Genomic DNA, 21,217 nt, shown 5'->3' on the forward strand with positions numbered 1-21,217 from the left:
CAAATTGGACGGGAATTATAATAGGTTTTTTTATCTTTGTCAAGTGCTACAGATTAATCCTGGCTTAAATTTTGAAAAAAATTTGTGTTTGTAAATTTTAGTAATATTTTATAGAGTTTTTTGATAGTTTTTATTGAGTTTAGTAGTTAAAATAAGAGTAAAACTCTTATTTTAATAATTCATCAACTATTTTTATTAAATAGTCAGCTGAGTTTTTTGCACTTGATTTTAAAAATTCATCAAAATCAAATCCTGCATCCATATCAGCTGTATCAGATATAGCTCTAAGAATAAAGAAAGGAATATTTAAAGCATCACATACAACTGCAACACTTGCACCTTCCATTTCTAAAGCATCTCCATTAAAAGTACTTTGTATAAAATCTTTTCTTTCAGATGAATGAACAAATTGATCACCTGTTGCAATAGTTCCTTCAATAACTTTCATTCCATTATTTGAAGCTACTTTTTTTGCAATATCATTTAATTCTTTTGTTGTTTCAACAAATACACTACCACCAGGTACATATCCATGAGGATGTCCAAAAGCAGTAATATCTAAGTCATGTTGACAAAGTTTGTTTGCAATAATTAGATCACCAATTTTAAGTTCAGGATTAATTCCACCTGCAACCCCTGAAAATAGTAAAGTATCACATCCAAACTTTTCTATCATAGTTGTTGCTGTTAAACTAGCAAATACTTTTCCTATTTTAGAGTATGCAATTACAATTTCTAGTCCTTTATAAGATACTTCATAATATTTATTATTTGCAAACTCTACTACATTTACATTATCAAAATGAGCTAAAAGAGGTTCAATTTCCTCTTCCATAGCTCCCATTATTGCTAATTTATTCATTTATTTCTCCAATTACTTTTTCTAGTGAACTCATATCTGATATATTAGATGTAGGCACTTTAACTATTTTTCTATTTAAACCTTTTAATACAACACCATTTCCAAATTCAATAAACAAGTCTATTTTAGAAGCAAATTTTTCTATTGATTGTTTATATTTTACTGGGCTTGTAAGTTGAGAGGCTAATAATTCTATTGCTTCTTCTTTTGTAGTATATATCTCTGTTGATACATTTGAAACAACGGGTAAGAATTCATCTTTAATATACTCTTCTAAATATGGTCTTAAATTTTCAACCGCACTTGTAAGCAACTCACAATGACTAGAAACACTCATATCAAGTACTATTGCTCTTTTTGCCCCAGCAGTTGTAAAAGTCTCTACTAATGATTCTAAATCAGATTTGATACCTGCAAGAACTAATTGTCCGTCCATATTATAATTTGCTGGCCAAACTTTTTTACCATTTTCTCTTTGTTCAGTACATATAAGTTCAACTTTAGAATCTTCTAATCCAACTAATGCCATCATTCCAGCATTTCCACCAGAACAAGCTTCATTCATAAAAAGTCCTCTTTTATGAACTAATTCAATTGCATCTAAATAATCAATTGCCCCAGCTGCTACTAAAGCTGAAAATTCACCAAGTGAGTGTCCTAATAAAAACTCTGGTTTAATATCACATTTATCTTTGAAAATCTCATATGCAATTGCAGATACTAAAAGTATAGCTGGTTGTGTGTATTCAGTTTTTCCTAAATTTTCATTTTCTTCAAATAAAAGCTCTTCAAAATTTATTCCTAATCTATCACTAGCTTTTCTAATCATATCTTTTGCAATATCACTATTTTCAAAAAAATCTTTTCCCATACTAATTTTTTGACTTCCTTGTCCAGGGAATATAAAAGCGACTTTTTTCATATATTTTAATCCTTATATCTTTTACTTGGTTTTTAAAAATAACATTATACTATTTAATATTTGTCATAAAAATAAAATGCCCAAAAGCAGATGTGCTTTCGGGCATTTTAGAAAATTTTGTAGAATATAATTAGTATTAGTGACTACAACCACAACCACCATGAGATTCTTGTTTAGGTTCACTTGAACAACAACCACCTTCAGATGAACCATGATCATGGCTTCCACCACCACAACAACCGCCACCCATAGCAGCCATTCCACCAACAACACCTGTTTGGATCTCTTCTTCAGTTGCAGCTCTTGAGCTTAAAATAGCTACTGAAAACATTAATGTTTTTCCAGCCATTGGATGGTTATAATCAATTGTTACTTCATTATCATTAAAACCTGTAACTGTAACTTGAACAGTTTCACCTTGCTCACCAGTACCATAAAGACTCATACCTTCTTTTAACTCAATTCCTGCGAATTGCTCTTTTGGCAATGTTTGAACAGCTTCAGGGTTTAATTCACCATAAGCATCTTTTGGTTCAACTAAAACATCAGCTTCTTCACTTACATTCATTTCAATTAATTTTGACTCTAATCCTGGGATTATTTGACCTTTCCCTGATACAAATTCTAATGGTGCTGCACCAACATTTGAATCTAAATGATCTCCTGTATTAGCATCTTTTAATGTATATTCTATACCTATAACTTTTGACATGTTTTTCCTTTTTTTTAATTTAATTTTGATAGATTTTTATCTGCACTTTTTGCTTCTTTTGACTCTGGATAATTTGTCATCAAAGTCTCATAAAAAGAAGCAGCATTTTTAAAATCACCAGTCTTTTCAAATGATATTGCACTATGAAGCAATAATGAAGGCATCCAATCAGCCTTATCATATAACAAAGCAGATTTTTTAAAATATGATATTGCTTTATCATAATCTTTTCTATAATACCAAATTTCTCCCAAATAATAGTTAGATTCAGCTGGCTTATAATTGGCAGCAATCAATCCTTCAAACATTGGAATTGCATTTGTAAAATAGTCAATTTTAAAAAGTCTCTTTGCTTCATCTAAAATAGAAGCATTATCTTCCGTAGAGCTTATCTTTTCCGAATTATTACTTTTTACACTTACATTGGATTGAGTTTTTTTAGTACTTTTAATATTTAAGCTTTTTTTCAATGCTTCAAATTCTTTTATAGTTACAAACTGATCCATATTTTTTTTATAATCTTTTTCAGATAAATAATTAGAATCAATTTTATTTATTTTATCAGTTAATTTTTCAACAGCTTGTTTTAAATTCTTTAAATTTTTTGTATTTTCGTCAGAAATATTTTTTTGTAAAATATTTAATTGATCTATAGATTTTTTTAATTCTTTTATATCTTCAGTATTTTTATCTGTAAGATTTTGATTTGTTTCAAAATCATTTAAAAGTTTATTTAATGTTAAAACAACGTTATTTAATTTTTGTGAATCACCTTCATAAATTGATTCTAAGCCATCAATTCTCTCACTTAATGTATTAACAGTTGTATTCACTGTTTTTACTTTTGTATCGATTGAACCTAACTCATTTTTATTCTTTAAAATACGCTTTTCTGTTTTTGTTAGTCCATATGGATTTGCAGAATCCAAATTACCAGCACCAAAAACAGATACCTCTTCGGCATATGTTAATGTGCTAGTTAATAAAATAATTATAAAAAATTTGTTCATATATTATGGAAGTGGCTTATATTCTGCTCTTCTATTTTTAGACCAGCACTCTTTGTTTTTTTCTGAACAAACAGGGTTACTTTCTCCAAAACTTACAATTGAAATAGAATTTGAAGCAATTCCATCAGAAACTAATGCATCTTTTACAACTTTTGCTCTTTTTAAACCTAAAGCATAATTATATTCATCTGTTCCCCATTCATCACAGTTACCTTCAACTTTAACACTTCCTTCTAAACCTTTTAGTTTTGAAGCATTTTCTGAAGCAACTTTTCTTTGATCTTCAGTTAATTTAAATTTATCAAATCCAAAGTATATTGATTCAACAAATACTTTTTTCCCATTAACTACAAAATAGTTACCTTTACCATCAGTAGTCATATTATCAGCAGTCATGCCACTGTTATCAGTAGTTTCAACTGTATTTAAACTAGACTCTGAATTTGTTGGAGTTGGAGTTGTATTTTCCATTTCAACTGTTTTCTGACTACACCCTGTAAATAGTAATGTAGCTGCTATAAAAGCTAATAAACCATATTTTTTCATTAATTATCCTTATTGTGAATTGTTAAATTCTACTCAAACCAAACTTAACTCATTATTATATAATGACATTTTACCAATCTATTGATTGTAATTTACCACTAGTTAACGGAAATAAAAATGATTTATTGTAATTTAATCTAATAATACCAACATTACTTTTATTTTGGTAATTTTTTATAAATAAAACAGATTCACCATCATTTGAAAATTTTGGAAATTGATTTATACCATTAGTTGTTAATCTTCGAATAAAATCACTTTTCAATGAAATCAAATATAAATTGAATGTATTATCAGTAAACTCACTTTGTGTTTCTCTACTACTATAAACTACATAATTATCAAAAGTTGTAGCTGAAGAGTTATTTCTACCATGGTATACTAATCGCTCAACTCCTCTGCCATTAATTTTCTTTGCAAATATATTGGGATGATTTAATCTATCAGATACAAAAACTATTTTTGAGTCATTTTCTGCAAAGTGAGCTCCAACATCAATACCCTTATAAGTTGTCAATCTTTCTTTTCTTTTGTTTTTTGTGTCATACAAATATATATCAGGTTGACCTTCAGGAGAGGCTGTAATTAAAAGTTTTGAACCATCTTTATTTACATCTGAACAAACTATCATACCCTCTGATTTCATTATATAATCAACTTTTCTATTGTATAAATTGTATTTTATAAGTTGTGGTGAAGATCCTCTATAAGTAGTATAATAAAAACTATCTTGTTTGTCATTAGCCCACTTAGGGAAAATATTTAATCCACCTTTTATAATCGTTTTTTGAAAAGTCAAAGTATAATCACCAATTACAATGTTAGCTTCTTTTGCATCTTTATATACAGAAAAAATAACAAACTTATCCATCCAATCAATTGATGGTGCATTTAAATGTTTATTAATAACAATAGCTGCTCTATGTGCTACAAAAGGGAATCTTTCCAATTGAGAAGAAGAGATAGTTTTTTCTAAAATTAATTGCATTAGATTATTATCAAAAAGTTTAATGTTTAAATTTAATCCACCAAAACTACTCTCTCTAATTGATAGATTCAAAAATAAATCAACCCCTCTATTCTTAAGACCTAACATATTTGGGTTAGATGAAAAACTTATTTTTTCATTACTAGACATTGCTTCAAAATGACCACTAACTAATAAATCTTGAATCAATAATTTTTTTATTTTATTTATATATTCAACATTAACAGTATCACTTGCTATTGATATTTCTATTTTTGGCAAATTATCAGATTTTTTAATAATCTCCATAGATGCATCAACTGCAAATAAATTAATACATATTAATGTTAATAAAAAAAATGTTTTTTTCATAATTATTACCTTTCTGATTTAAATATTACTTCGATTTTTACTTCAGAACCTTTATCATGTTCTGGGTATGTAATATTAACTTGTTCATTTAAAAAAGAGGTTAAAGATTTATCAAAAAACTCATTTCCAGAATATTTTAAAAATCTAAAATCAAATTTACCATCATTTGTAATAATTACTAGTACTTTTGCAAATAAGTCATCTCCAATTAAACTTGGATTCCATCTTTTAGCTAATAATTCATAAATTTTAGAGTAGTAAGGATCAATAGAATTTTTTGATTCATTACTTGGCATTACTGAGGCTTTTGATTTAACATTATTTAATAAAGTAGATACTGATAGCTTTTCACTTTTTCTTTCTTTCTCAAATTTTGCTTTAAATCTACTTGCTACTTCAGATTTAACAACATTATTAACACTATCATCAATAACATTATCACTTGTATCTTTTACATTTGCAAAAAGAGATTTTACGCTATTTTGTTGTTTGGCACTTATTGATTTTGACTTTTCAACAACTTTATCAATTGTTTTACTCTTCTCTTTATGAGACTCTTTATTTATAATCTTACTATCTTTATCTAGTAAAATACTAAGTTCAATTGTAGTTGTTTTATTAAAAGCATCAAATTTTTTGACATCAGAAGTTTTTAAATAAAGAAAAAACAGAAATATTATAATAAAGTATGTAAGTAAAGCAATTAAAAGACTATTTTGCTTTGAAATAGAATTTGAAAAAAACATGATTATCCATCAGTGATTAAAGAAACTTTGAAAAAACCAGCTTCTTTGACTGTTTTTAACACAAAAATAACATCATCATAAATTAAACTTTTATCTGCTCTAATATGAATAGGTGTATCTTTATTTTTATTATTTGAATAAAGAATAAAACTATCTGCAAAATTCTTTAATTCATATTTATTTTTTCCAATAATAATTTCTCTATCTTTAGTAATTAAAATAGAGATTTTTTTTACATCTTGTAGTTGTCTAGATTTACTACCGTTGGGTAGATTTACTGGTTCTTCAAACTCTATAACAGGAGCAGTAATCATTAAAATTGCTAGTAATACTAACATTATATCTACCATAGGAGTAATATTTAAATCAGGCTTTTGATTATAATCATACATATTTTTTATGCCTTAGCAATCAAAATTTCAGATTGAGCCTTTAAATAGGTATTTAATTCATAAACTTTTCTAGTCAATATTTGATGAAATGTATAAGCAAAAATTGCTACGAAAATTCCACCCGCAGTTGCAACTAATGCTTCTGAAATAGCAGGTGCAATAATTGAAAATCCAACTTTTGATTGAGTTGAAAATTTTGCAAATGACTCTAAAATTCCAACAACAGTACCAAATAAACCAATAAATGGGGAAGTTGAAGATACTATAGATAACCAAGATAAACCTTCACTGGCATCTTTAATAATTGAAATTTCACAAGCATGTAATAAGGGTTTTGATTTAGATGTTTTAGCACATCTACTTAAACCAGACAGTGGACTTAAGATTGAATCTCTAGAAGTAAGTGTTTCTAAAGACTTTTTTTCATTAGTAATTAGTCCAGAGAGTTGACTATTTTTATATATAAAAAGCCAAAAAATCAAAACAAAATAAACAGATAGTAGAGCTAATACAACAAGTGTAATAGCGCTACTATTTGTAAAATAATTTAAAATTATATCAATCATTTTGCTTAACTAAATGAATTGATTTTTGCTTCAACAGATGCAATTGATACATTAGCATCAGAAACTGAATTAACAAGTTCTTTAGCAGCATCAATAGCTTTAGCAATATCAGAGTCTCCACCCTGAGTAAGTGCTACAGCACCGTCAGCTAAAACATCAACTGAAGTCTCACTAACATTAACGTGACCCCAGTTAATTGCTACTGCCTCAGTTGTATTCTCTTTTTCAATTACAATCACACCAACTGTTAATGAAGATACCAATGATGAGTGACCTGGTAATACTCCAAACTCTCCCTCTTTTCCAGGAAGAGTTACAGTTTTAACGTCACCATTAAATATTGGTCCATTTGGTGTAACTATTGATAATTTTAGTGTATCCATAAATTTACCTTAATGGTTTATTTCATTTTCTCAGCTTTGGCAAGAACTTCGTCAATTCCACCAACCATATAGAATGCCATTTCTGGAATACTATCATATTTACCGTCTAAGATACCTTGGAAACCAGCAATCGTATCTTTTAACTCTACATATTTACCTGGACTTCCTGTAAATACTTCTGCAACGAAGAATGGTTGAGATAAAAATCTCTCAATTTTTCTTGCTCTAGAAACTACTAGTTTATCTTCTTCAGATAATTCATCCATACCAAGAATTGCAATAATATCTTGTAAATCTTTGTATTTTTGTAATACTGATTGAACACCTCTAGCAGTGTTATAATGTTCTTGTCCTAAGATATCTGCACTTAAAATTCTTGAACTTGAATCCAATGGATCAACTGCTGGGTAAATACCTTTTTCAGCAATTTTTCTGTTAAGAACTGTAGTTGCATCTAAGTGAGCAAAAACAGAAGCTGGAGCTGGATCTGTTAAGTCATCCGCTGGTACATATACTGCTTGAACAGAAGTAATTGAACCTTTAGCAGTAGAAGTAATTCTTTCTTGTAATTTACCCATTTCAGATGCAAGTGTAGGTTGATATCCAACAGCAGATGGAATTCTTCCTAAAAGTGCTGACATTTCAGAACCTGATTGTGCAAATCTAAAGATATTATCAACGAACATAAGTACATCAAGACCTTTTTCATCTCTAAAGTACTCAGCCATAGTAAGACCTGTTAATGCAATTCTATTTCTTGCACCTGGAGGCTCAGACATTTGACCATAACATAAAGCAACTTTATCAAGTACGTTAGAATCTTTCATCTCATGATAAAGGTCATTTCCTTCTCTTGTTCTTTCACCAACACCTGCAAATACAGAGTATCCTGAATGTTTAAATGCAACATTATGAATTAATTCCATAATAATAACTGTTTTACCAACACCAGCACCACCGAATAGTCCAACTTTACCACCTTTTGAATATGGTGCTAAAAGGTCAACTACTTTGATACCTGTTTCAAACATTTCTGTTTTTGTAGATTGTTCTTCAAAAGTTGGTGCAGCTCTATGAATAGACCATCTTGGAGTCTCTTCTGGAATTGCTTCACCTTCATCAACTGGATCACCAATTACATTGAAAATTCTTCCTAATACTGCTTCACCAACTGGAACTTGAATAGGTCCACCTTGTGCAATACACTCTTGTCCTCTTGTTAATCCATCTGTCATATCCATAGCAATAGTTCTAACTCTACTATCACCAATATGTGCAGCAACTTCTAGTATTAATCTATCAGCCTTAGCGTCAGTTAATGTAACTTGAATTGCTTCATTAATTTCTGGTAAGTATCCGTCGAACTCTACGTCAACTACCGGACCCATTACCTGAACAATTTTACCTTTCATACGGGCAGCTCCTTTAAATTATTTTAATGCTTCAACACCACTGATAATTTCTATCAGCTCTGTTGTAATCGCAGCTTGTCTAGCTTTATTGTACTCAACTGTTAAACTATCAACTTTTTCTTTTGCATTCTTAGTTGCAGCTTCCATAGCTTGCATTCTTGCACTATGTTCAGCAGCTAAAGAATCAAGTAAAGAGTAATACATATTAAATTGAATGTATTTCTCAGTTAGTTCATTTAACACTTCTTCATCATCATCTGGCTCAATATTAAGCATAGATGACTCTTCTTTTAATTCAACATTTTCAAAACTAATTGGTAAGATCTCTTTAATTTTTAACTCTTGAGTTAACATATTAAGGAATCCATTATATATTAAAACTACTTTATCAGTAACTCCATTTTGAAAATCAGTTACAACTTCTTGAATAAAATCAGAAGCTCTATTATAATCAGGAGTAGAAGATAAATCGCTAACTTTTTGAGTCAATGTTTCACCTTGGAAAGTAAAGTAATCAACACCTTTTCTTCCAGCAACTCTTAATCTTACAGTTACACCTTTTGCTCTGTATTCATTCATCATGTGCATTACAGCTTTAATCGTAGCCATGTTGAATCCACCACAAAGACCTTTGTCAGCAGTAACAAAAACAATATCTACTGTTTTTGGACTTTCATTTTGAATAAATGCTCTATTGTGCATTCCATCATCTTGAACTTTGCCAACTCTGTGTGCAATCTCAGAAAGAACTTGATTAATCTTTTCTGCATAACTTTTAGCTTGATCAGACAATTGTCTAGTACGCGTAAGTTTTGCAGAAGATACAAGCTTCATAGCTTTTGTAGTCTTCTGAGTATTTTTAACACTACCAATTTTTAATTTAATCTCTTTTAAGTTAGCCATTGACTAATCCTTATTTTGCACTAAAAACAGTTTTAAACTCTTCTAACGCAGATTTTAAATTATCTTCAGTATCTTCGTCTAATTTTTTCTTAGATTTAATTTCATCTAAAATATTTGAATATTTTTGCTCAATAAATGCATGTAATTCATCTTCAAATCTAACAACGTCAGAAACTGCGATATCGTTTAAATATCCTTTAGTTCCAGCATAAATAATAACAACTTGTTTTTCAATAACTAAAGGTTTATTAACACCTTGTTTTAATACTTCTACCATTCTTTGACCAAGTTCAAGTTCTCTTCTTGTACTTTCATCAAGATCAGATGCGAATTGAGCAAATGCTTCAAGTTCTCTATATTGTGCAAGTGATAATTTTAAAGTACCAGCAACTTGCTTAGTAGCTTTAATTTGTGCTGCTCCACCAACTCTTGATACAGAAAGTCCCACATTAATTGCAGGTCTAATTCCTGAGTTGAAAAGGTTAGTTTCTAAGAAGATTTGACCATCTGTAATAGAAATAACATTTGTAGGAATATATGCTGCAACATCTCCTGCTTGTGTTTCGATAATAGGTAAAGCTGTCATTGAACCAGCTCCTCTTTCATCTGACATTTTAGCAGCTCTCTCAAGTAGTCTTGAGTGCAGATAAAATACATCCCCTGGATAAGCTTCTCGACCTGGAGGTCTTCTTAAGATTAATGACATCTCTCTATATGCAACTGCATGTTTTGATAAATCATCATAAACGATTAATGCATGTTTACCATTATCTCTAAAGTACTCACCAATTGTAACACCAGTATATGGAGCTAAGAATTGTAATGTAGCTGAATCTGCAGCTGAAGCATTAACAACAATTGTATATTCCATTGCACCAGATTCTTCTAATGTTCTAACAACAGAAGCTACTGAAGATGATTTTTGACCAATTGCAACATAAATACAAATTACATTTTCACCTTTTTGGTTAAGGATTGTATCAATAGCAACAGTTGTTTTACCAGTTTGTCTATCTCCAATAATAAGCTCTCTTTGCCCTCTTCCAATTGGAACAAGTGCATCAATTGCTTTAATACCTGTTTGTAATGGTTCATGAACTGATTTTCTAGCCATGATTCCAGGAGCTTTTTCTTCAACAAATCTTGTTTCAGTTGATTCAATAGTCCCTTTTCCATCAATTGGTTCACCTAATGCATTAACAACTCTTCCAACCATAGCTTCACCAACTGGTGTTTCTAATAGTTTTCCAACTCTTTTACAAGAAGAACCTTCTCTTAATCCATTCCCAGAACCTAAAACAACAACACCAACAGAAGCTTCTTCAAGGTTAGAAGCTAGCCCTCTTTCGCCGTTTTCAAATTCTACAATCTCACCAGCCATAACGTTCTTAAGACCGTAAACTTGAGCAATACCATCTGCATAAGAGATAATTTTACCAGTCTCATTTACATCTACATTTAATTCAAAGTTATCAATTCTTTCTTTGATGATCGAACTGATTTCATCAGCTTGAATTTTTGCACCCATTCAATTTCTCCTTTATAAGTTCTAAACTGCTTTTAAAATATGATTTATCATTTGTGATTTAAGTCTATCTTTTGAGAAGCTAATCTCAACGCCAAGTCCATCAATATCAACTTTAATACCATCATAATCACATACATTTTGAGTTAAAGATAATTTAACATCAAATTTCTTACTAAATTGCTCTGCAATAGAGTTAATATATTGATCAGATAATGCATTGTTAGTATAAACAACACCTTCATAAGAATTTTCCATTACTGCAATATTAGCTTTTAATTCTGCAAGTATAAATGGAATAATTTCTAATCTTTTTTTACTACCTAACAATTTTATTAAATTCTTTGTAGTATCAGAAATATTATCAATCAACGAGATTATTAAATCTGTTTTTTGAGATTCTTTTACTTCAATTGAAGATATGATAGAGATAAACTTATCATCAGCAAATGCTTTTGAAATTTCACTTAATTCATTACAAATTGAAGTTGCAGTAGCTAAATCTTTACCATCTAATAGTGCTTTAACATATCTTTTTGCAATTAAATCATTCATTACGCCACCTTCTTAAGTATAATACTTGCTAATTCATCTTGCGATAATGCAATATTTTCAGATTTAAGTAGCTCTTCTAGAATTTCTTCAACAACTTGTCTTTGCACTTTTTTAGTTTCAACTTCTATTTTTTCATCGAAATTTCTGTTTAATTGAGCAATATCATGGTCAACTGCATCTGCAACTTTTTGTTTTAATGCACCAACTTCTGATTTCGCAAGTTCAACAGTTTCTGCAGCTAATTTTTTAGCTTGCTCTAGTTTTACTGCTGCTTCATCAATTTTTGATTGTGAAGCTTTTAAAGTATCTTGTACTTTATCTAATTCAGATTGAATTTCTAAAGTTCTATTTGCAAAAAAAGCTTTAATTTTATCGGCTAATAAATACCATAAAATTCCAGCAAAGATTACAAAGTTAACGGTTCTTTGAATTATATCAGTTTCCGCACCATTACTATTAGCAAATAACGCTACAGGAGCTAAAGCTAATAAAGTTAATAATAATTTGTTCACTTCTTCTCCCTTATATTGAGCTTAACTTAGCTTTTAAGCTCTCATTAAATTGAGGCATTGCCGCGATTAATGAATCTTTTAAAGCTTTTGAATCTTTATCTAAAGAAACTTTAAAATCAGAATATTTTGTTTCAATATCTGATTTTGCAAGTTCTAATTTAGAATCAGCAACTTTTTTAGCTTCATTAAAAGCTTCTTCTCTAATTACAGCAGCTTCTTTTTTAGCTTTTGCAATAATATCATTTGCTTCAGCTAGCATCCCATCTACATCAGCAGTATTTGACTTTGCATTCTCTAAATCACTTTTGATAGATTTTGCTCTTTCATCCATATGCTTTAGTAGAGGCGTAAATAGACAACTGTTTAGTCTGGCAAGTACTAATAAGAAAATAATACCAGAGCTAAGCAACAATACAGGACTTATGTCTAACATTCATTCCTCCATATTTTTTACAGTTTAGTTTGACTAAAACTTATAAATTTTAGCGAAATATTATATAAAATTTTATTAAATGGGTCAAATTGTTAGATAAATTTTATAAAGTGTTACGAAAGTAATTAGATATCTTTTCAATATCCTCTTGAGATTTGATTTCTATCTTAAAGCAATTTTTTTCTAACTTAACTTTTAAATTATTTTTTGACAGTTCATCAACTACACTACTTAACGGTTTTAAATCATAATTTTTAGGTGATGATTTAATTTTTTTAGTTGAAGTTGTTTCAGGTTTCTTAATATCTTTTATTAGTAGTTCTGTTTCTCTTACAGACAATTTTTGTCCAATGATACTATCAGTAACTTTTCTTTGTGTCTCTTCATCAAGTCCTACCATTATTTTTGCATGACCTGCTGTTATTTTGTCATTAGCTAGCATTTGTTGAACATAAGAAGATAATTGTAAAAGTCTTAATGTATTTGTTATAGATGTCCTACTTTTAAAAACTTTTACAGACAATTCTTCATGTGTTAAAGAGTGTTCATTTATAAGTTGCGCATATGAATATGCTAATTCAATTACATTTAAGTCATCTCTTTGAATATTTTCTATTAATGCTATTTCTCTTAATTTATCACTATCAATATCTAAAATATTTGCTTTAATTTTATCAATATTAGCTAATTTATGAGCTCTTAATCTTCTCTCACCAGCAATTAATATATATTCACCATATTCAGATGATTCAATTACACTAATAGCTTGAATAAGTCCATGTTCCTTAATAGAATCACTTAATTCTTTTAATTTATCTTCATCAAATATTTTTCTAGGTTGTGCAGGATTTGGTTTGATACTATTTACATCTAAATAAATATCCATACCCTTTTCTTTAGAAGAAGAATTGTTATTACTTTCATAAGCCGATTCTACTTCACCTAATAGTTCACCTAAACCTCTACCTAATGCTGCTTTTGCCATTTTTTATCCTGCTATTGCTTTTGCTAAATTTGTATAAGCTTTTGTTCCAATTGCTGCCGCATCATAAAGCATAATTGGTTTTCCAAAACTTGGGCTTTCTGCTAATTTAATATTTCTTGGTATTACTACATATGAACTACCATCAATTTTAAATAATTTACTTTCAAAATGTTGTGCAAGGTCTGCAAATACTTGTTTTGCAAGGTTATTTTGTGCACTATACATAGTAGGAAGGAATCCTCTTATTTGTAATTGTCTATTAATAGTTTGTTTTACTAATTTTATTGTATTAAGTAATTGTGCTAAACCTTCAAGGGCAAAAAACTCACATTGAATTGGTATTAAAACAGAATTAGAGGCACTTAGTGTATTAATTGTAATTGGTCCTAGTGCTGGAGGTGAATCAATAATAATATAATCAAAATCTTTTTTAATAGGATCAATTTTTCTTTTTAAAATCAATTCCCTATCTTTTGTATTTTTATAGAATTCTCTTTCAATACCAACTAAACCGATATTTGAAGGGGCTACTTTTAAATTATCAATTTCTGAGTCTAGTATAATCTCATTTAATTCTTTTGTTCCAAGCATAACATGATAAATATTATATTCATAGGTATCTCTGTGAAACCCTAAACTTGTAGTTGCATTTGCTTGTGGATCTGCATCTATTAATAATACTTTCTTCCCTTGTAAGGCCAAAGCTGCACTTAAATTCACAGCTGTAGTTGTCTTTCCAACTCCACCTTTTTGATTTGCTATTGTTATTACTTCTGCCATCATCTTAGACTAAAAACCTTTTTATTATTAATATTTATCGAACCATCACTATTTAACTGTGCATTGATTAAGGGTATTTTTTCATTGTTAATTGTTGCGTGTAAATTTTTACTTCTTTCGAATTCTATCACATATTCTTTTAAAATATCCTCCCATAAAATCTTTTTTTCAATATTTTGGAAATATAATTTAAATAATTCTTTTATATTTATTTGTATATCTAGTTTTAAGAACTCACTATTAACATTATTTAAATTTAGTCCTATTCCACAATAGACTAAACCATTAGAAACTGAAGTTATAGTTCCTCCAATTTTATAATTATTAATGTAAAAATCATTGGGCCATTTAAGCCAAACTTCTGAACCAAGTTGTTTTAATATATTTTTTAAAACAAAGGAAAAATAAATTGATGCACTTTGTATTTCTAAATCATTTGGCAAATCATATTGTTTAAGTACAAAAGAAAAAAATAAATTTCCTTTTGTACCTACCCATGAATTACCTCGACTACCTATTCCTGCAGTTTGTTCTTGGGTATAAAAACATAAACTATTGGAAAACCCATTATTCTTTATATATTCTTTTAAATATGTGTGTGTAGAATCAACACTTTCTAAATATCTAATTTCCATAAATGCATTGTACTAAATTAATCTACAAGTTCATATTAATGAACTTATATATATAATATTTACTTTTTAATTTGGAGAGATAATGTTAGATCCAGTTTTACCAATTGCTTTATATTTAATGATAGGATATTTTTTTAAAATTTTTATAAAAGATAATTCACAAGCTTTAGTTGATTTTGTCATATATTTTTCACTTCCAGCAATGGTTTTTATAAAAATCTATCCACTTACTTTAGATTTTAAATTTTTAAATATGATATTTATGTTTAATACAATAATTTTAGTAAATCTAGTTTTAACATATTTTGTTGGTAAATTTCTAAAATTTGAGAAAAAAACCTTAGCAACTTTTATGGCTGTTGGAACTTTTGGAAATACTTCTTTTGTAGGATTTTCATATATTGATGCTTTTTATGGGCAAGATTATGTTGTATATGCACTTATATATGATTTATTTGGTTCTTTTTTATTAGTTGTTTCATTAGGATCAGTTATTGTAAACTGGGGAAGTGGTGAACTTATAAGATTTAAAGCCATGACTAGAAAAGTATTATTTTTTCCACCTATAATTATGTTTTTTGTTACTGTTATTTTAAAATTTTTTACTGTTCCTACTTTTGTAATGAATACAGCAAGTGCAATAGGTGCAACAGTTGTACCTGTAGCCATGATTGCTATTGGGATGAAATTAGAAGTAAAAAATATTTTCTACAAATTTAAAACTGTTAGTTTACTACTTGGTATAAAAATGCTTTTAATGCCAATACTTGTGATGATAGGATTTTCAATATTTTATAATCTAGATGACATTTGGGGTAAGGTTACAATATTAGAAGTTGCAATGCCACCAATGACTATGGCTGTAATTTTAGCCATTCAAGGTGGGTTAGATGAAAGATTAGCTGTAAATGCATTAGTAATAGGTGTTTTACTTTCATTATTAAGTGTAACAAGTTTTTATTATTTCTTAGCTTGAAAGTCTATTTTAAATAAAGCTCCTTTGCATTGAATACCTTTATATTCAAAGGTAGAATTTTCAGCTTTTATTTTACCACTAAAGCTTTTTTCAATAATAACCTTTGTCATGTACAAACCTATACCTGTACCTTTGTGTTCATCTTTTGTTGTAAAATCTTTTTTAAATATTTTTTCTAGAATATTTTCTTTTATTCCACCTGCATTGTCTTTTATTTTTATTGATATTAAATCATCAATTTTTTCCAAAGTAATAAAAATAAACCTATTTTTATTATTTTGATTTATATTAATATGAAAAGCATCTTTTGCATTTTGTAAGATATTTAAAGTAGCTTGTTTTAATTCATTTTCTAATCCAAAATAATTAATTTTCTCATCTAAATTAAACACTACTTCAATTTCATATTCTGATAAAGTAGCATCAATTATAGCTACACTTTGTTGCAAATTTTTTGCGAGATTAAAAAGCTTTTCATACTTATCAATTTTATAAAAATTTCTAAAATCATCAATCGTATCAGAGAGATACCTAGTCGTATCTACTATCTTATCCAAAGTATCAATGGTTTGATTTTTATCAGCATTATTCAATTCAAAATTAAAACTAAGTGCACTAGCTAGAGTACTAATGCCACTCAGGGGCTGTCTCCATTGATGGGCAATATTACCAATCATTTCCCCCATTGATGCTAATTTTGATTGATGGAAGATTATTGCTGATTTTTTCTCATTTTCACTTATTTCATATTCAACTTTTTTTGTCAATTTTTCATTTGCAATTTTAAGTTCGTTGTTTAACTCTTTTAATCTAATAAAATCATCATGAGCTTGGCAAATTGACAAAGCAATCAAAGAACTTGCCATAGCTAAAGTATCTTTGTCTTTTTCATTAAAATCAAAATTATCATCTTTTTCAAGTTTATTTATTAGTTGGATCACCCCTAATTTTTTATTTTCAATTGGATGAATAATGGGTGCTGTTAATATTGAGTGTGTTTTGTAATTATTTTGATTATCATATTCTTTAACCCCCAAAAACTCATATCTTTTTGTTTTATAAACATCATTTACAATTATAATTTTCTCACTTAAGAAAGAATCAACGGCAAGATATTTAGAATTTGGATCAAGGGGAAGTTTTACATCTTTTAATTTTTTGTATTGAAGAAAAATTTCTTCATAAGTCATGGAATCATTTTGAAAAACATTAAAACACAAAGTATTATTATCTACTGTATAGATTGTTCCTGCTTCTGCATTTATTATCTCTCTTACTTGCTTTAATATTTTGTGTAATAAAATATCAAAATCATCTATTTTGAAAAGTTTCAAGTCGTAAATATTGTAATGATTTTTATTTTTTTTCATAATTATTACTTCTATTAAAAATATAAGTAATGATATAATAAATTAAGTTAAAAGACTCCCTATAGAAATTCTTTGACCTCGAATATACTCAATTGATTTAACTTCTTTTTTTGAAGGTGCCTGTAATACAGCAATTTTCAAACTACCTTTTTGACAAGCAATGATTATACCATCATCTTCAATAGCTAATATTTCACCTGCATTATTTAAAGATTTTTTTTCTACAAGAGAAATTTTCTTTAATTTAAGCCCTGATTTTAAATAAACTCCAGGCCAGTAAGAATAAGCTTTGTATTTTTTATAAAGAGCTTCTGCATTTTCAAAACTCACTTCTCCATGCTCTTTTTTTATCTTTTTACAATAACTTACATTTCTCTCATTTTGAACTTTTGGACTTATTCTTTCAAAATTGTCTAAAGTCTCAATTGTAAGTTTAGAAGCTAATTGCGAGAGTTTGGAAAATAGTTCTGCTACTTCCATAGTTTTGGGGATTTTAAAATATTTCAATCCCAAGATATCACCACTATCAAGTCCCTCTGCCATTAACATAGAAGTTACACCTGTATAAGTATCTCCATTTAAAAGTGATTCTTGTATAGGACTTGCTCCTCTATACTTTGGTAATAATGAAGCATGTAAATTAATACATGGAGCAATATCTAAAATCTCTTTTGGTAAAATCTGTCCATAAGCAGCAACTATTATAAAATCTGGATTTAAGGCTTCTATTTGTTGTTTTGCATCTTGATTATTTCTTAATTTTTCAGGTTGATAAATGGAAATATTTAAATTATTATCTATGCAAAATTGTTTAATATGAGGAGCAGTTATAACTTGCTTTCTACCAATAGGTTTATCTGGTTGAGTAAAAAGCCCTACTATTTCATAAGAACTATTTAAAATCTCTTCAAAGATTTTTGTAGCATAATCTGGTGTTCCCATAAATAGTACTTTTTTACCCATCTTAATCCTTTTTAACTATCCTAAATTATTCTAATTTTGTTTAATAAATAGTGTTCCACTTTTATGATTCTCATTCAATAAAAAATCATATGCATTTGTCAAATCAAATCCCGAAGTTAGATACATCATTTTGTCATTTTTTAATAAAAGGTTTGCAGCTTTTAGTTTTGTTACAATCCCACCCGTTGCAAACTCCGAATTTGGACTATGTTTCATTTCCAATTCGTCTTCTTTTAAAAAGCTAACTATTTTTCTCATTTTTGCTTCTGGATTTTCATGTGGATTACAATCATATAGTCCATCAATATCAGAAAGAATTACTAATATATCAGCATCAAAGAAAATTGCAGCATGAGCACCTAATTGGTCATTGTCACCAATTAAAAGTTCTTCATTTGCAATTACATCATTTTCATTTAAAATAGGAATAATATTATTTTCTAATAAAATTTCCATTACCCCTTTTGCATTTTTTGATCTTTTTCTAGAATCAAAATCATTAGCAACAAGAAGCATTTGAGCACAAGTAAATCCATGTTCTCTAAATCTTTTTTTGTAATGTTTCATCAATAAGGGTTGACCAATAGCTGCTAATGCTTGCCTATTTAAAACCTTTGTTCTATCTAATTCTAAAGTTATATTTCCAGCAGCAACTGCACCAGAAGAGACTAAAATAATCTCATACTTTTTTTCTAATTTTAATTTTGCTATTAAGTCAACTAAATTATTTAGTCGTTCTACTGCTAGAACATTGCCCTCTCGTAAAACGGCACTTCCAACTTTAATAACTATTCGTTTCATTTATTTACCTTGAGTAATCAAATTATGTAAAGCAAATTTTAAAGCACCTATATTATGGTGAGTTACAGATGAAATTGGTAAAATGAAAAAAGGCTTACTTTTATCAAATTTTTCATAAACTGTATCTTGAATATAATAAGGTAATTTTTTATCAAAACCAAATTCATTTGATTTTGTAACTTCTAAACCTAATTCATTAATAAATTTAGTTATATCAGCACTTAAATCTTCACCATAATAAGCATCAGTTTTTGTTAATGCTATTGCAAAATTTCTTTTACTTAAATCACTCGAAAATTTTTCTAACTCTTCTTTTAAAACATTGAATTGATCAAGTGTATTTCTATAATTAGTAATATCAATAGTAAAAAGTAAAGTTTTTGTTCGCTCAATATGTCTCAAAAACTCCAAGCCTAATCCTTTACCTTCACTTGCACCATCAATAATTCCAGGAATATCTGCCATAACAAAAGAATTGAAATCACCAACTTCTACAACACCTAGTTTTGGTGTTAATGTAGTAAATTCATAATTTGCAACTTCAGGAGTTGCATTTGATGTAGTTGATATTAGTGTTGATTTTCCAACATTTGGATAACCTACAAGTCCAACATCTGCTATTAATTTCAGTTCTAATCTTATGTTCATAGTCTCACCAGGAAGTCCTGGTTGAAAATATGTTGGTCTTTGATTTCTTGAATTTTTAAAGTGAGTATTACCTAATCCACCTTTTCCACCTTCAAGCAAAAGTTTTTTATCACCCTCTTCTAATAAATCTGCGATAACTTCATCTGTATCATCATTAATTATTTGAGTCCCAGGAGGAACAACTAAAACTAAAGTTTCTCCACTTTTCCCAGTACATCTACTACCTAATCCTGGTTTCCCATTATCAGCTTTTAATTTGTGCTTACCTTTGTACCAAGATAAAGTATCAGTGTTATTATCTACTGTAAAGCAAACATCTCCACCTTTCCCTCCATCTCCACCATCAGGTCCACCTTTTACTACGAATTTTTCTCTTCTAAATGCGGCACAACCTTGTCCACCTTTTCCTGAAGAGATACTAAATTTTACGCTATCTATAAACATTACAAACCTTTAATATATTAATTATGTAATTATAACTATTATTAAGTACAACTGCTTGTATTTAACAATAATTATAAACTAAAAAAAAGGGTGTAGGCAAATGCACTACACCCTTTTAAAACAAAAAGAAGTTTAACTTACGAAGCGTAAACTGAAACTTTTTTTCTATCTTTATCTTTAACTTCGAATTTTACAACTCCGTCAATTAAAGCAAAAATTGTGTGGTCTTTACCAATACCAACATTGTTACCAACATGTACTTTCGTACCTCTTTGTCTGATGATGATATTTCCAGCTTTTACAGCTTCCCCACCATATTTTTTAACTCCAAGTCTTCTACCAGCTGAGTCTCTATTATTCTGTGTACTACCTTGTCCCTTTTTATGAGCCATAGTCTATCTCCTTATGCAGCTATTTTAGTAATTCTAATTTTTGTAAAGCTTCTTCTGAAACCTTTTTTTAATTTAGAATCTTTTCTTCTTCTTTTTTTGTAAATAAGAACTTTTCTGTCTCTATTTGCACCAGTACCGTCTAATACCACTACAGCTTCTACTTTTGCAGAAGAAATAGCATCACCACATTTTAATTCTCCATCGTTTACTGCTAATACATCAGTAATCTCTAAAGATTCTTTCGCAGCTTTTCCAGTATAGTCGATATCGATCATATCGCCTTCTGAAACCTTATACTGCTTACCACCACACTTTATAATTGCATACATATCTTTTCCTCTAACTTATCAATTCTTTAGTAACTTTCTTATTTAACGGGACGGAATGTTACCAAATGTTAGTTTA

26 protein-coding genes are annotated in these 21,217 nt (G+C 28.8%); 1 reads left to right on the forward strand and 25 read right to left on the reverse strand.

The window, feature by feature from the left end; genetic code table 11:
* Positions 1-166: 166 nt before the first annotated feature.
* The 19 genes from ACNI3D_RS12060 to ACNI3D_RS12150 form a co-directional block, all read right to left on the reverse strand.
* On the reverse strand, positions 167-862 hold the full coding sequence (locus ACNI3D_RS12060; RefSeq protein ID WP_419767183.1) for a 5'-methylthioadenosine/adenosylhomocysteine nucleosidase: 696 nt from the start codon (positions 860-862) through the stop codon (positions 167-169).
* The gene (gene fabD / locus ACNI3D_RS12065) at positions 855-1,784 is read right to left on the reverse strand and encodes an ACP S-malonyltransferase (RefSeq protein WP_419767184.1); all 930 of its coding nucleotides are present in this window, start codon (positions 1,782-1,784) and stop codon (positions 855-857) included. Before fabD ends, ACNI3D_RS12060 begins: the two co-directional genes overlap by 8 nt.
* Before the next feature lie 136 nt (positions 1,785-1,920).
* On the reverse strand, positions 1,921-2,496 hold the full coding sequence (locus ACNI3D_RS12070; RefSeq protein ID WP_129101550.1) for an FKBP-type peptidyl-prolyl cis-trans isomerase: 576 nt from the start codon (positions 2,494-2,496) through the stop codon (positions 1,921-1,923).
* A 14-nt stretch (positions 2,497-2,510) separates the two neighbouring features.
* Positions 2,511-3,506, reverse strand: a complete 996-nt coding sequence (locus ACNI3D_RS12075) for a tetratricopeptide repeat protein (RefSeq protein WP_419767185.1) — start codon at positions 3,504-3,506, stop codon at positions 2,511-2,513.
* A 3-nt stretch (positions 3,507-3,509) separates the two neighbouring features.
* Complete coding sequence (locus ACNI3D_RS12080) at positions 3,510-4,052, reverse strand: OmpA family protein (RefSeq protein ID WP_129101552.1); 543 nt, start codon at positions 4,050-4,052, stop codon at positions 3,510-3,512.
* Between the two features lie 70 nt (positions 4,053-4,122).
* The gene (gene tolB, locus ACNI3D_RS12085) at positions 4,123-5,391 is read right to left on the reverse strand and encodes a Tol-Pal system protein TolB (RefSeq protein WP_419767186.1); all 1,269 of its coding nucleotides are present in this window, start codon (positions 5,389-5,391) and stop codon (positions 4,123-4,125) included.
* A 5-nt stretch (positions 5,392-5,396) separates the two neighbouring features.
* Positions 5,397-6,137 carry a TonB C-terminal domain-containing protein gene (locus ACNI3D_RS12090; protein WP_129101554.1) on the reverse strand — a complete coding sequence of 247 codons (741 nt, stop codon included), beginning with the start codon at positions 6,135-6,137 and terminating at the stop codon, positions 5,397-5,399.
* 2 nt (positions 6,138-6,139) lie between these two features.
* The gene (locus ACNI3D_RS12095; RefSeq protein ID WP_129101555.1) at positions 6,140-6,529 is read right to left on the reverse strand and encodes an ExbD/TolR family protein; all 390 of its coding nucleotides are present in this window, start codon (positions 6,527-6,529) and stop codon (positions 6,140-6,142) included.
* Between the two features lie 5 nt (positions 6,530-6,534).
* Positions 6,535-7,095, reverse strand: coding sequence for a MotA/TolQ/ExbB proton channel family protein (locus ACNI3D_RS12100; RefSeq protein WP_129101556.1), 561 nt, complete (start codon positions 7,093-7,095; stop codon positions 6,535-6,537).
* Between the two features lie 5 nt (positions 7,096-7,100).
* Positions 7,101-7,478: an ATP synthase F1 subunit epsilon gene (gene atpC / locus ACNI3D_RS12105; protein WP_013136137.1), complete on the reverse strand. Its 378-nt coding sequence runs from the start codon at positions 7,476-7,478 to the stop codon at positions 7,101-7,103.
* 17 nt (positions 7,479-7,495) lie between these two features.
* On the reverse strand, positions 7,496-8,890 hold the full coding sequence (gene atpD / locus ACNI3D_RS12110) for a F0F1 ATP synthase subunit beta (protein WP_419767187.1): 1,395 nt from the start codon (positions 8,888-8,890) through the stop codon (positions 7,496-7,498).
* Positions 8,891-8,908: 18 nt separating this feature from the next.
* Positions 8,909-9,793, reverse strand: coding sequence for an ATP synthase F1 subunit gamma (gene atpG / locus ACNI3D_RS12115; RefSeq protein WP_375724360.1), 885 nt, complete (start codon positions 9,791-9,793; stop codon positions 8,909-8,911).
* Between the two features lie 10 nt (positions 9,794-9,803).
* Complete coding sequence (gene atpA / locus ACNI3D_RS12120; protein WP_375724361.1) at positions 9,804-11,321, reverse strand: F0F1 ATP synthase subunit alpha; 1,518 nt, start codon at positions 11,319-11,321, stop codon at positions 9,804-9,806.
* 21 nt (positions 11,322-11,342) lie between these two features.
* Positions 11,343-11,873, reverse strand: coding sequence for a F0F1 ATP synthase subunit delta (locus tag ACNI3D_RS12125; protein WP_375724362.1), 531 nt, complete (start codon positions 11,871-11,873; stop codon positions 11,343-11,345).
* The gene (locus tag ACNI3D_RS12130; protein WP_375724363.1) at positions 11,873-12,385 is read right to left on the reverse strand and encodes a F0F1 ATP synthase subunit B; all 513 of its coding nucleotides are present in this window, start codon (positions 12,383-12,385) and stop codon (positions 11,873-11,875) included. Before ACNI3D_RS12130 ends, ACNI3D_RS12125 begins: the two co-directional genes overlap by 1 nt.
* Before the next feature lie 10 nt (positions 12,386-12,395).
* Positions 12,396-12,818, reverse strand: a complete 423-nt coding sequence (locus ACNI3D_RS12135; protein ID WP_375724364.1) for a F0F1 ATP synthase subunit B family protein — start codon at positions 12,816-12,818, stop codon at positions 12,396-12,398.
* Positions 12,819-12,921: 103 nt separating this feature from the next.
* The gene (locus tag ACNI3D_RS12140) at positions 12,922-13,803 is read right to left on the reverse strand and encodes a ParB/RepB/Spo0J family partition protein (protein WP_129101563.1); all 882 of its coding nucleotides are present in this window, start codon (positions 13,801-13,803) and stop codon (positions 12,922-12,924) included.
* 3 nt (positions 13,804-13,806) lie between these two features.
* Complete coding sequence (locus ACNI3D_RS12145) at positions 13,807-14,583, reverse strand: ParA family protein (RefSeq protein WP_129101597.1); 777 nt, start codon at positions 14,581-14,583, stop codon at positions 13,807-13,809.
* A complete protein-coding gene (locus ACNI3D_RS12150; protein WP_419767188.1) occupies positions 14,583-15,218 on the reverse strand; it encodes a biotin--[acetyl-CoA-carboxylase] ligase in 636 nt (211 codons plus the stop codon). The genes ACNI3D_RS12145 and ACNI3D_RS12150 overlap by 1 nt, the downstream gene beginning before the upstream one ends.
* Positions 15,219-15,300: 82 nt before the next feature.
* Between ACNI3D_RS12150 and ACNI3D_RS12155 the strand changes: the two genes are divergently transcribed.
* Entirely contained in the window at positions 15,301-16,194 is an 894-nt protein-coding gene (locus tag ACNI3D_RS12155; RefSeq protein ID WP_419767189.1) for an AEC family transporter, read from the forward strand.
* Here the strand turns inward: ACNI3D_RS12155 and ACNI3D_RS12160 are convergent.
* The 6 genes from ACNI3D_RS12160 to rplU form a co-directional block, all read right to left on the reverse strand.
* A complete protein-coding gene (locus ACNI3D_RS12160) occupies positions 16,179-17,564 on the reverse strand; it encodes an ATP-binding protein (RefSeq protein ID WP_419767190.1) in 1,386 nt (461 codons plus the stop codon). The genes ACNI3D_RS12155 and ACNI3D_RS12160 overlap by 16 nt on opposite strands.
* 42 nt (positions 17,565-17,606) lie before the next feature.
* A complete protein-coding gene (gene fmt, locus ACNI3D_RS12165) occupies positions 17,607-18,527 on the reverse strand; it encodes a methionyl-tRNA formyltransferase (protein WP_419767191.1) in 921 nt (306 codons plus the stop codon).
* Between the two features lie 30 nt (positions 18,528-18,557).
* Positions 18,558-19,328 carry a glutamate 5-kinase gene (gene proB / locus ACNI3D_RS12170; RefSeq protein WP_129101568.1) on the reverse strand — a complete coding sequence of 257 codons (771 nt, stop codon included), beginning with the start codon at positions 19,326-19,328 and terminating at the stop codon, positions 18,558-18,560.
* Complete coding sequence (gene obgE, locus ACNI3D_RS12175; RefSeq protein ID WP_129101569.1) at positions 19,329-20,420, reverse strand: GTPase ObgE; 1,092 nt, start codon at positions 20,418-20,420, stop codon at positions 19,329-19,331.
* 137 nt (positions 20,421-20,557) lie between these two features.
* A complete protein-coding gene (rpmA, locus tag ACNI3D_RS12180) occupies positions 20,558-20,812 on the reverse strand; it encodes a 50S ribosomal protein L27 (protein ID WP_129101570.1) in 255 nt (84 codons plus the stop codon).
* An 11-nt stretch (positions 20,813-20,823) separates the two neighbouring features.
* Positions 20,824-21,141 carry a 50S ribosomal protein L21 gene (rplU, locus tag ACNI3D_RS12185; protein ID WP_013136153.1) on the reverse strand — a complete coding sequence of 106 codons (318 nt, stop codon included), beginning with the start codon at positions 21,139-21,141 and terminating at the stop codon, positions 20,824-20,826.
* Between the last annotated feature and the right edge of the window lie 76 nt (positions 21,142-21,217).

Source organism: Arcobacter siniprincipis (SeqCode) (assembly GCF_048571125.1).
Taxonomy (GTDB): Bacteria; Campylobacterota; Campylobacteria; order Campylobacterales; family Arcobacteraceae; genus Arcobacter; species Arcobacter siniprincipis.

Excerpts from the sequence above, each read along its gene's own strand:
- ACNI3D_RS12060 (WP_419767183.1), bottom strand. The coding sequence starts at position 862 with ATGAATAAATTAGCAATAATGGGAGCTATGGAAGAGGAAATTGAACCT.
- obgE (WP_129101569.1), bottom strand. The coding sequence starts at position 20,420 with ATGTTTATAGATAGCGTAAAATTTAGTATCTCTTCAGGAAAAGGTGGA.
- ACNI3D_RS12080 (WP_129101552.1), bottom strand. The coding sequence starts at position 4,052 with ATGAAAAAATATGGTTTATTAGCTTTTATAGCAGCTACATTACTATTT.
- ACNI3D_RS12070 (WP_129101550.1), bottom strand. The coding sequence starts at position 2,496 with ATGTCAAAAGTTATAGGTATAGAATATACATTAAAAGATGCTAATACA.
- ACNI3D_RS12125 (WP_375724362.1), bottom strand. The coding sequence starts at position 11,873 with ATGAATGATTTAATTGCAAAAAGATATGTTAAAGCACTATTAGATGGT.
- ACNI3D_RS12155 (WP_419767189.1), top strand. The coding sequence starts at position 15,301 with ATGTTAGATCCAGTTTTACCAATTGCTTTATATTTAATGATAGGATAT.
- ACNI3D_RS12160 (WP_419767190.1), bottom strand. The coding sequence starts at position 17,564 with ATGAAAAAAAATAAAAATCATTACAATATTTACGACTTGAAACTTTTC.
- rpmA (WP_129101570.1), bottom strand. The coding sequence starts at position 20,812 with ATGGCTCATAAAAAGGGACAAGGTAGTACACAGAATAATAGAGACTCA.
- fabD (WP_419767184.1), bottom strand. The coding sequence starts at position 1,784 with ATGAAAAAAGTCGCTTTTATATTCCCTGGACAAGGAAGTCAAAAAATT.
- atpC (WP_013136137.1), bottom strand. The coding sequence starts at position 7,478 with ATGGATACACTAAAATTATCAATAGTTACACCAAATGGACCAATATTT.
- ACNI3D_RS12150 (WP_419767188.1), bottom strand. The coding sequence starts at position 15,218 with ATGGAAATTAGATATTTAGAAAGTGTTGATTCTACACACACATATTTA.
- tolB (WP_419767186.1), bottom strand. The coding sequence starts at position 5,391 with ATGAAAAAAACATTTTTTTTATTAACATTAATATGTATTAATTTATTT.
- atpG (WP_375724360.1), bottom strand. The coding sequence starts at position 9,793 with ATGGCTAACTTAAAAGAGATTAAATTAAAAATTGGTAGTGTTAAAAAT.
- ACNI3D_RS12135 (WP_375724364.1), bottom strand. The coding sequence starts at position 12,818 with ATGTTAGACATAAGTCCTGTATTGTTGCTTAGCTCTGGTATTATTTTC.
- ACNI3D_RS12140 (WP_129101563.1), bottom strand. The coding sequence starts at position 13,803 with ATGGCAAAAGCAGCATTAGGTAGAGGTTTAGGTGAACTATTAGGTGAA.
- rplU (WP_013136153.1), bottom strand. The coding sequence starts at position 21,141 with ATGTATGCAATTATAAAGTGTGGTGGTAAGCAGTATAAGGTTTCAGAA.
- ACNI3D_RS12145 (WP_129101597.1), bottom strand. The coding sequence starts at position 14,583 with ATGGCAGAAGTAATAACAATAGCAAATCAAAAAGGTGGAGTTGGAAAG.
- ACNI3D_RS12100 (WP_129101556.1), bottom strand. The coding sequence starts at position 7,095 with ATGATTGATATAATTTTAAATTATTTTACAAATAGTAGCGCTATTACA.
- proB (WP_129101568.1), bottom strand. The coding sequence starts at position 19,328 with ATGAAACGAATAGTTATTAAAGTTGGAAGTGCCGTTTTACGAGAGGGC.
- atpD (WP_419767187.1), bottom strand. The coding sequence starts at position 8,890 with ATGAAAGGTAAAATTGTTCAGGTAATGGGTCCGGTAGTTGACGTAGAG.
- ACNI3D_RS12095 (WP_129101555.1), bottom strand. The coding sequence starts at position 6,529 with ATGTATGATTATAATCAAAAGCCTGATTTAAATATTACTCCTATGGTA.
- fmt (WP_419767191.1), bottom strand. The coding sequence starts at position 18,527 with ATGGGTAAAAAAGTACTATTTATGGGAACACCAGATTATGCTACAAAA.
- atpA (WP_375724361.1), bottom strand. The coding sequence starts at position 11,321 with ATGGGTGCAAAAATTCAAGCTGATGAAATCAGTTCGATCATCAAAGAA.
- ACNI3D_RS12075 (WP_419767185.1), bottom strand. The coding sequence starts at position 3,506 with ATGAACAAATTTTTTATAATTATTTTATTAACTAGCACATTAACATAT.
- ACNI3D_RS12090 (WP_129101554.1), bottom strand. The coding sequence starts at position 6,137 with ATGTTTTTTTCAAATTCTATTTCAAAGCAAAATAGTCTTTTAATTGCT.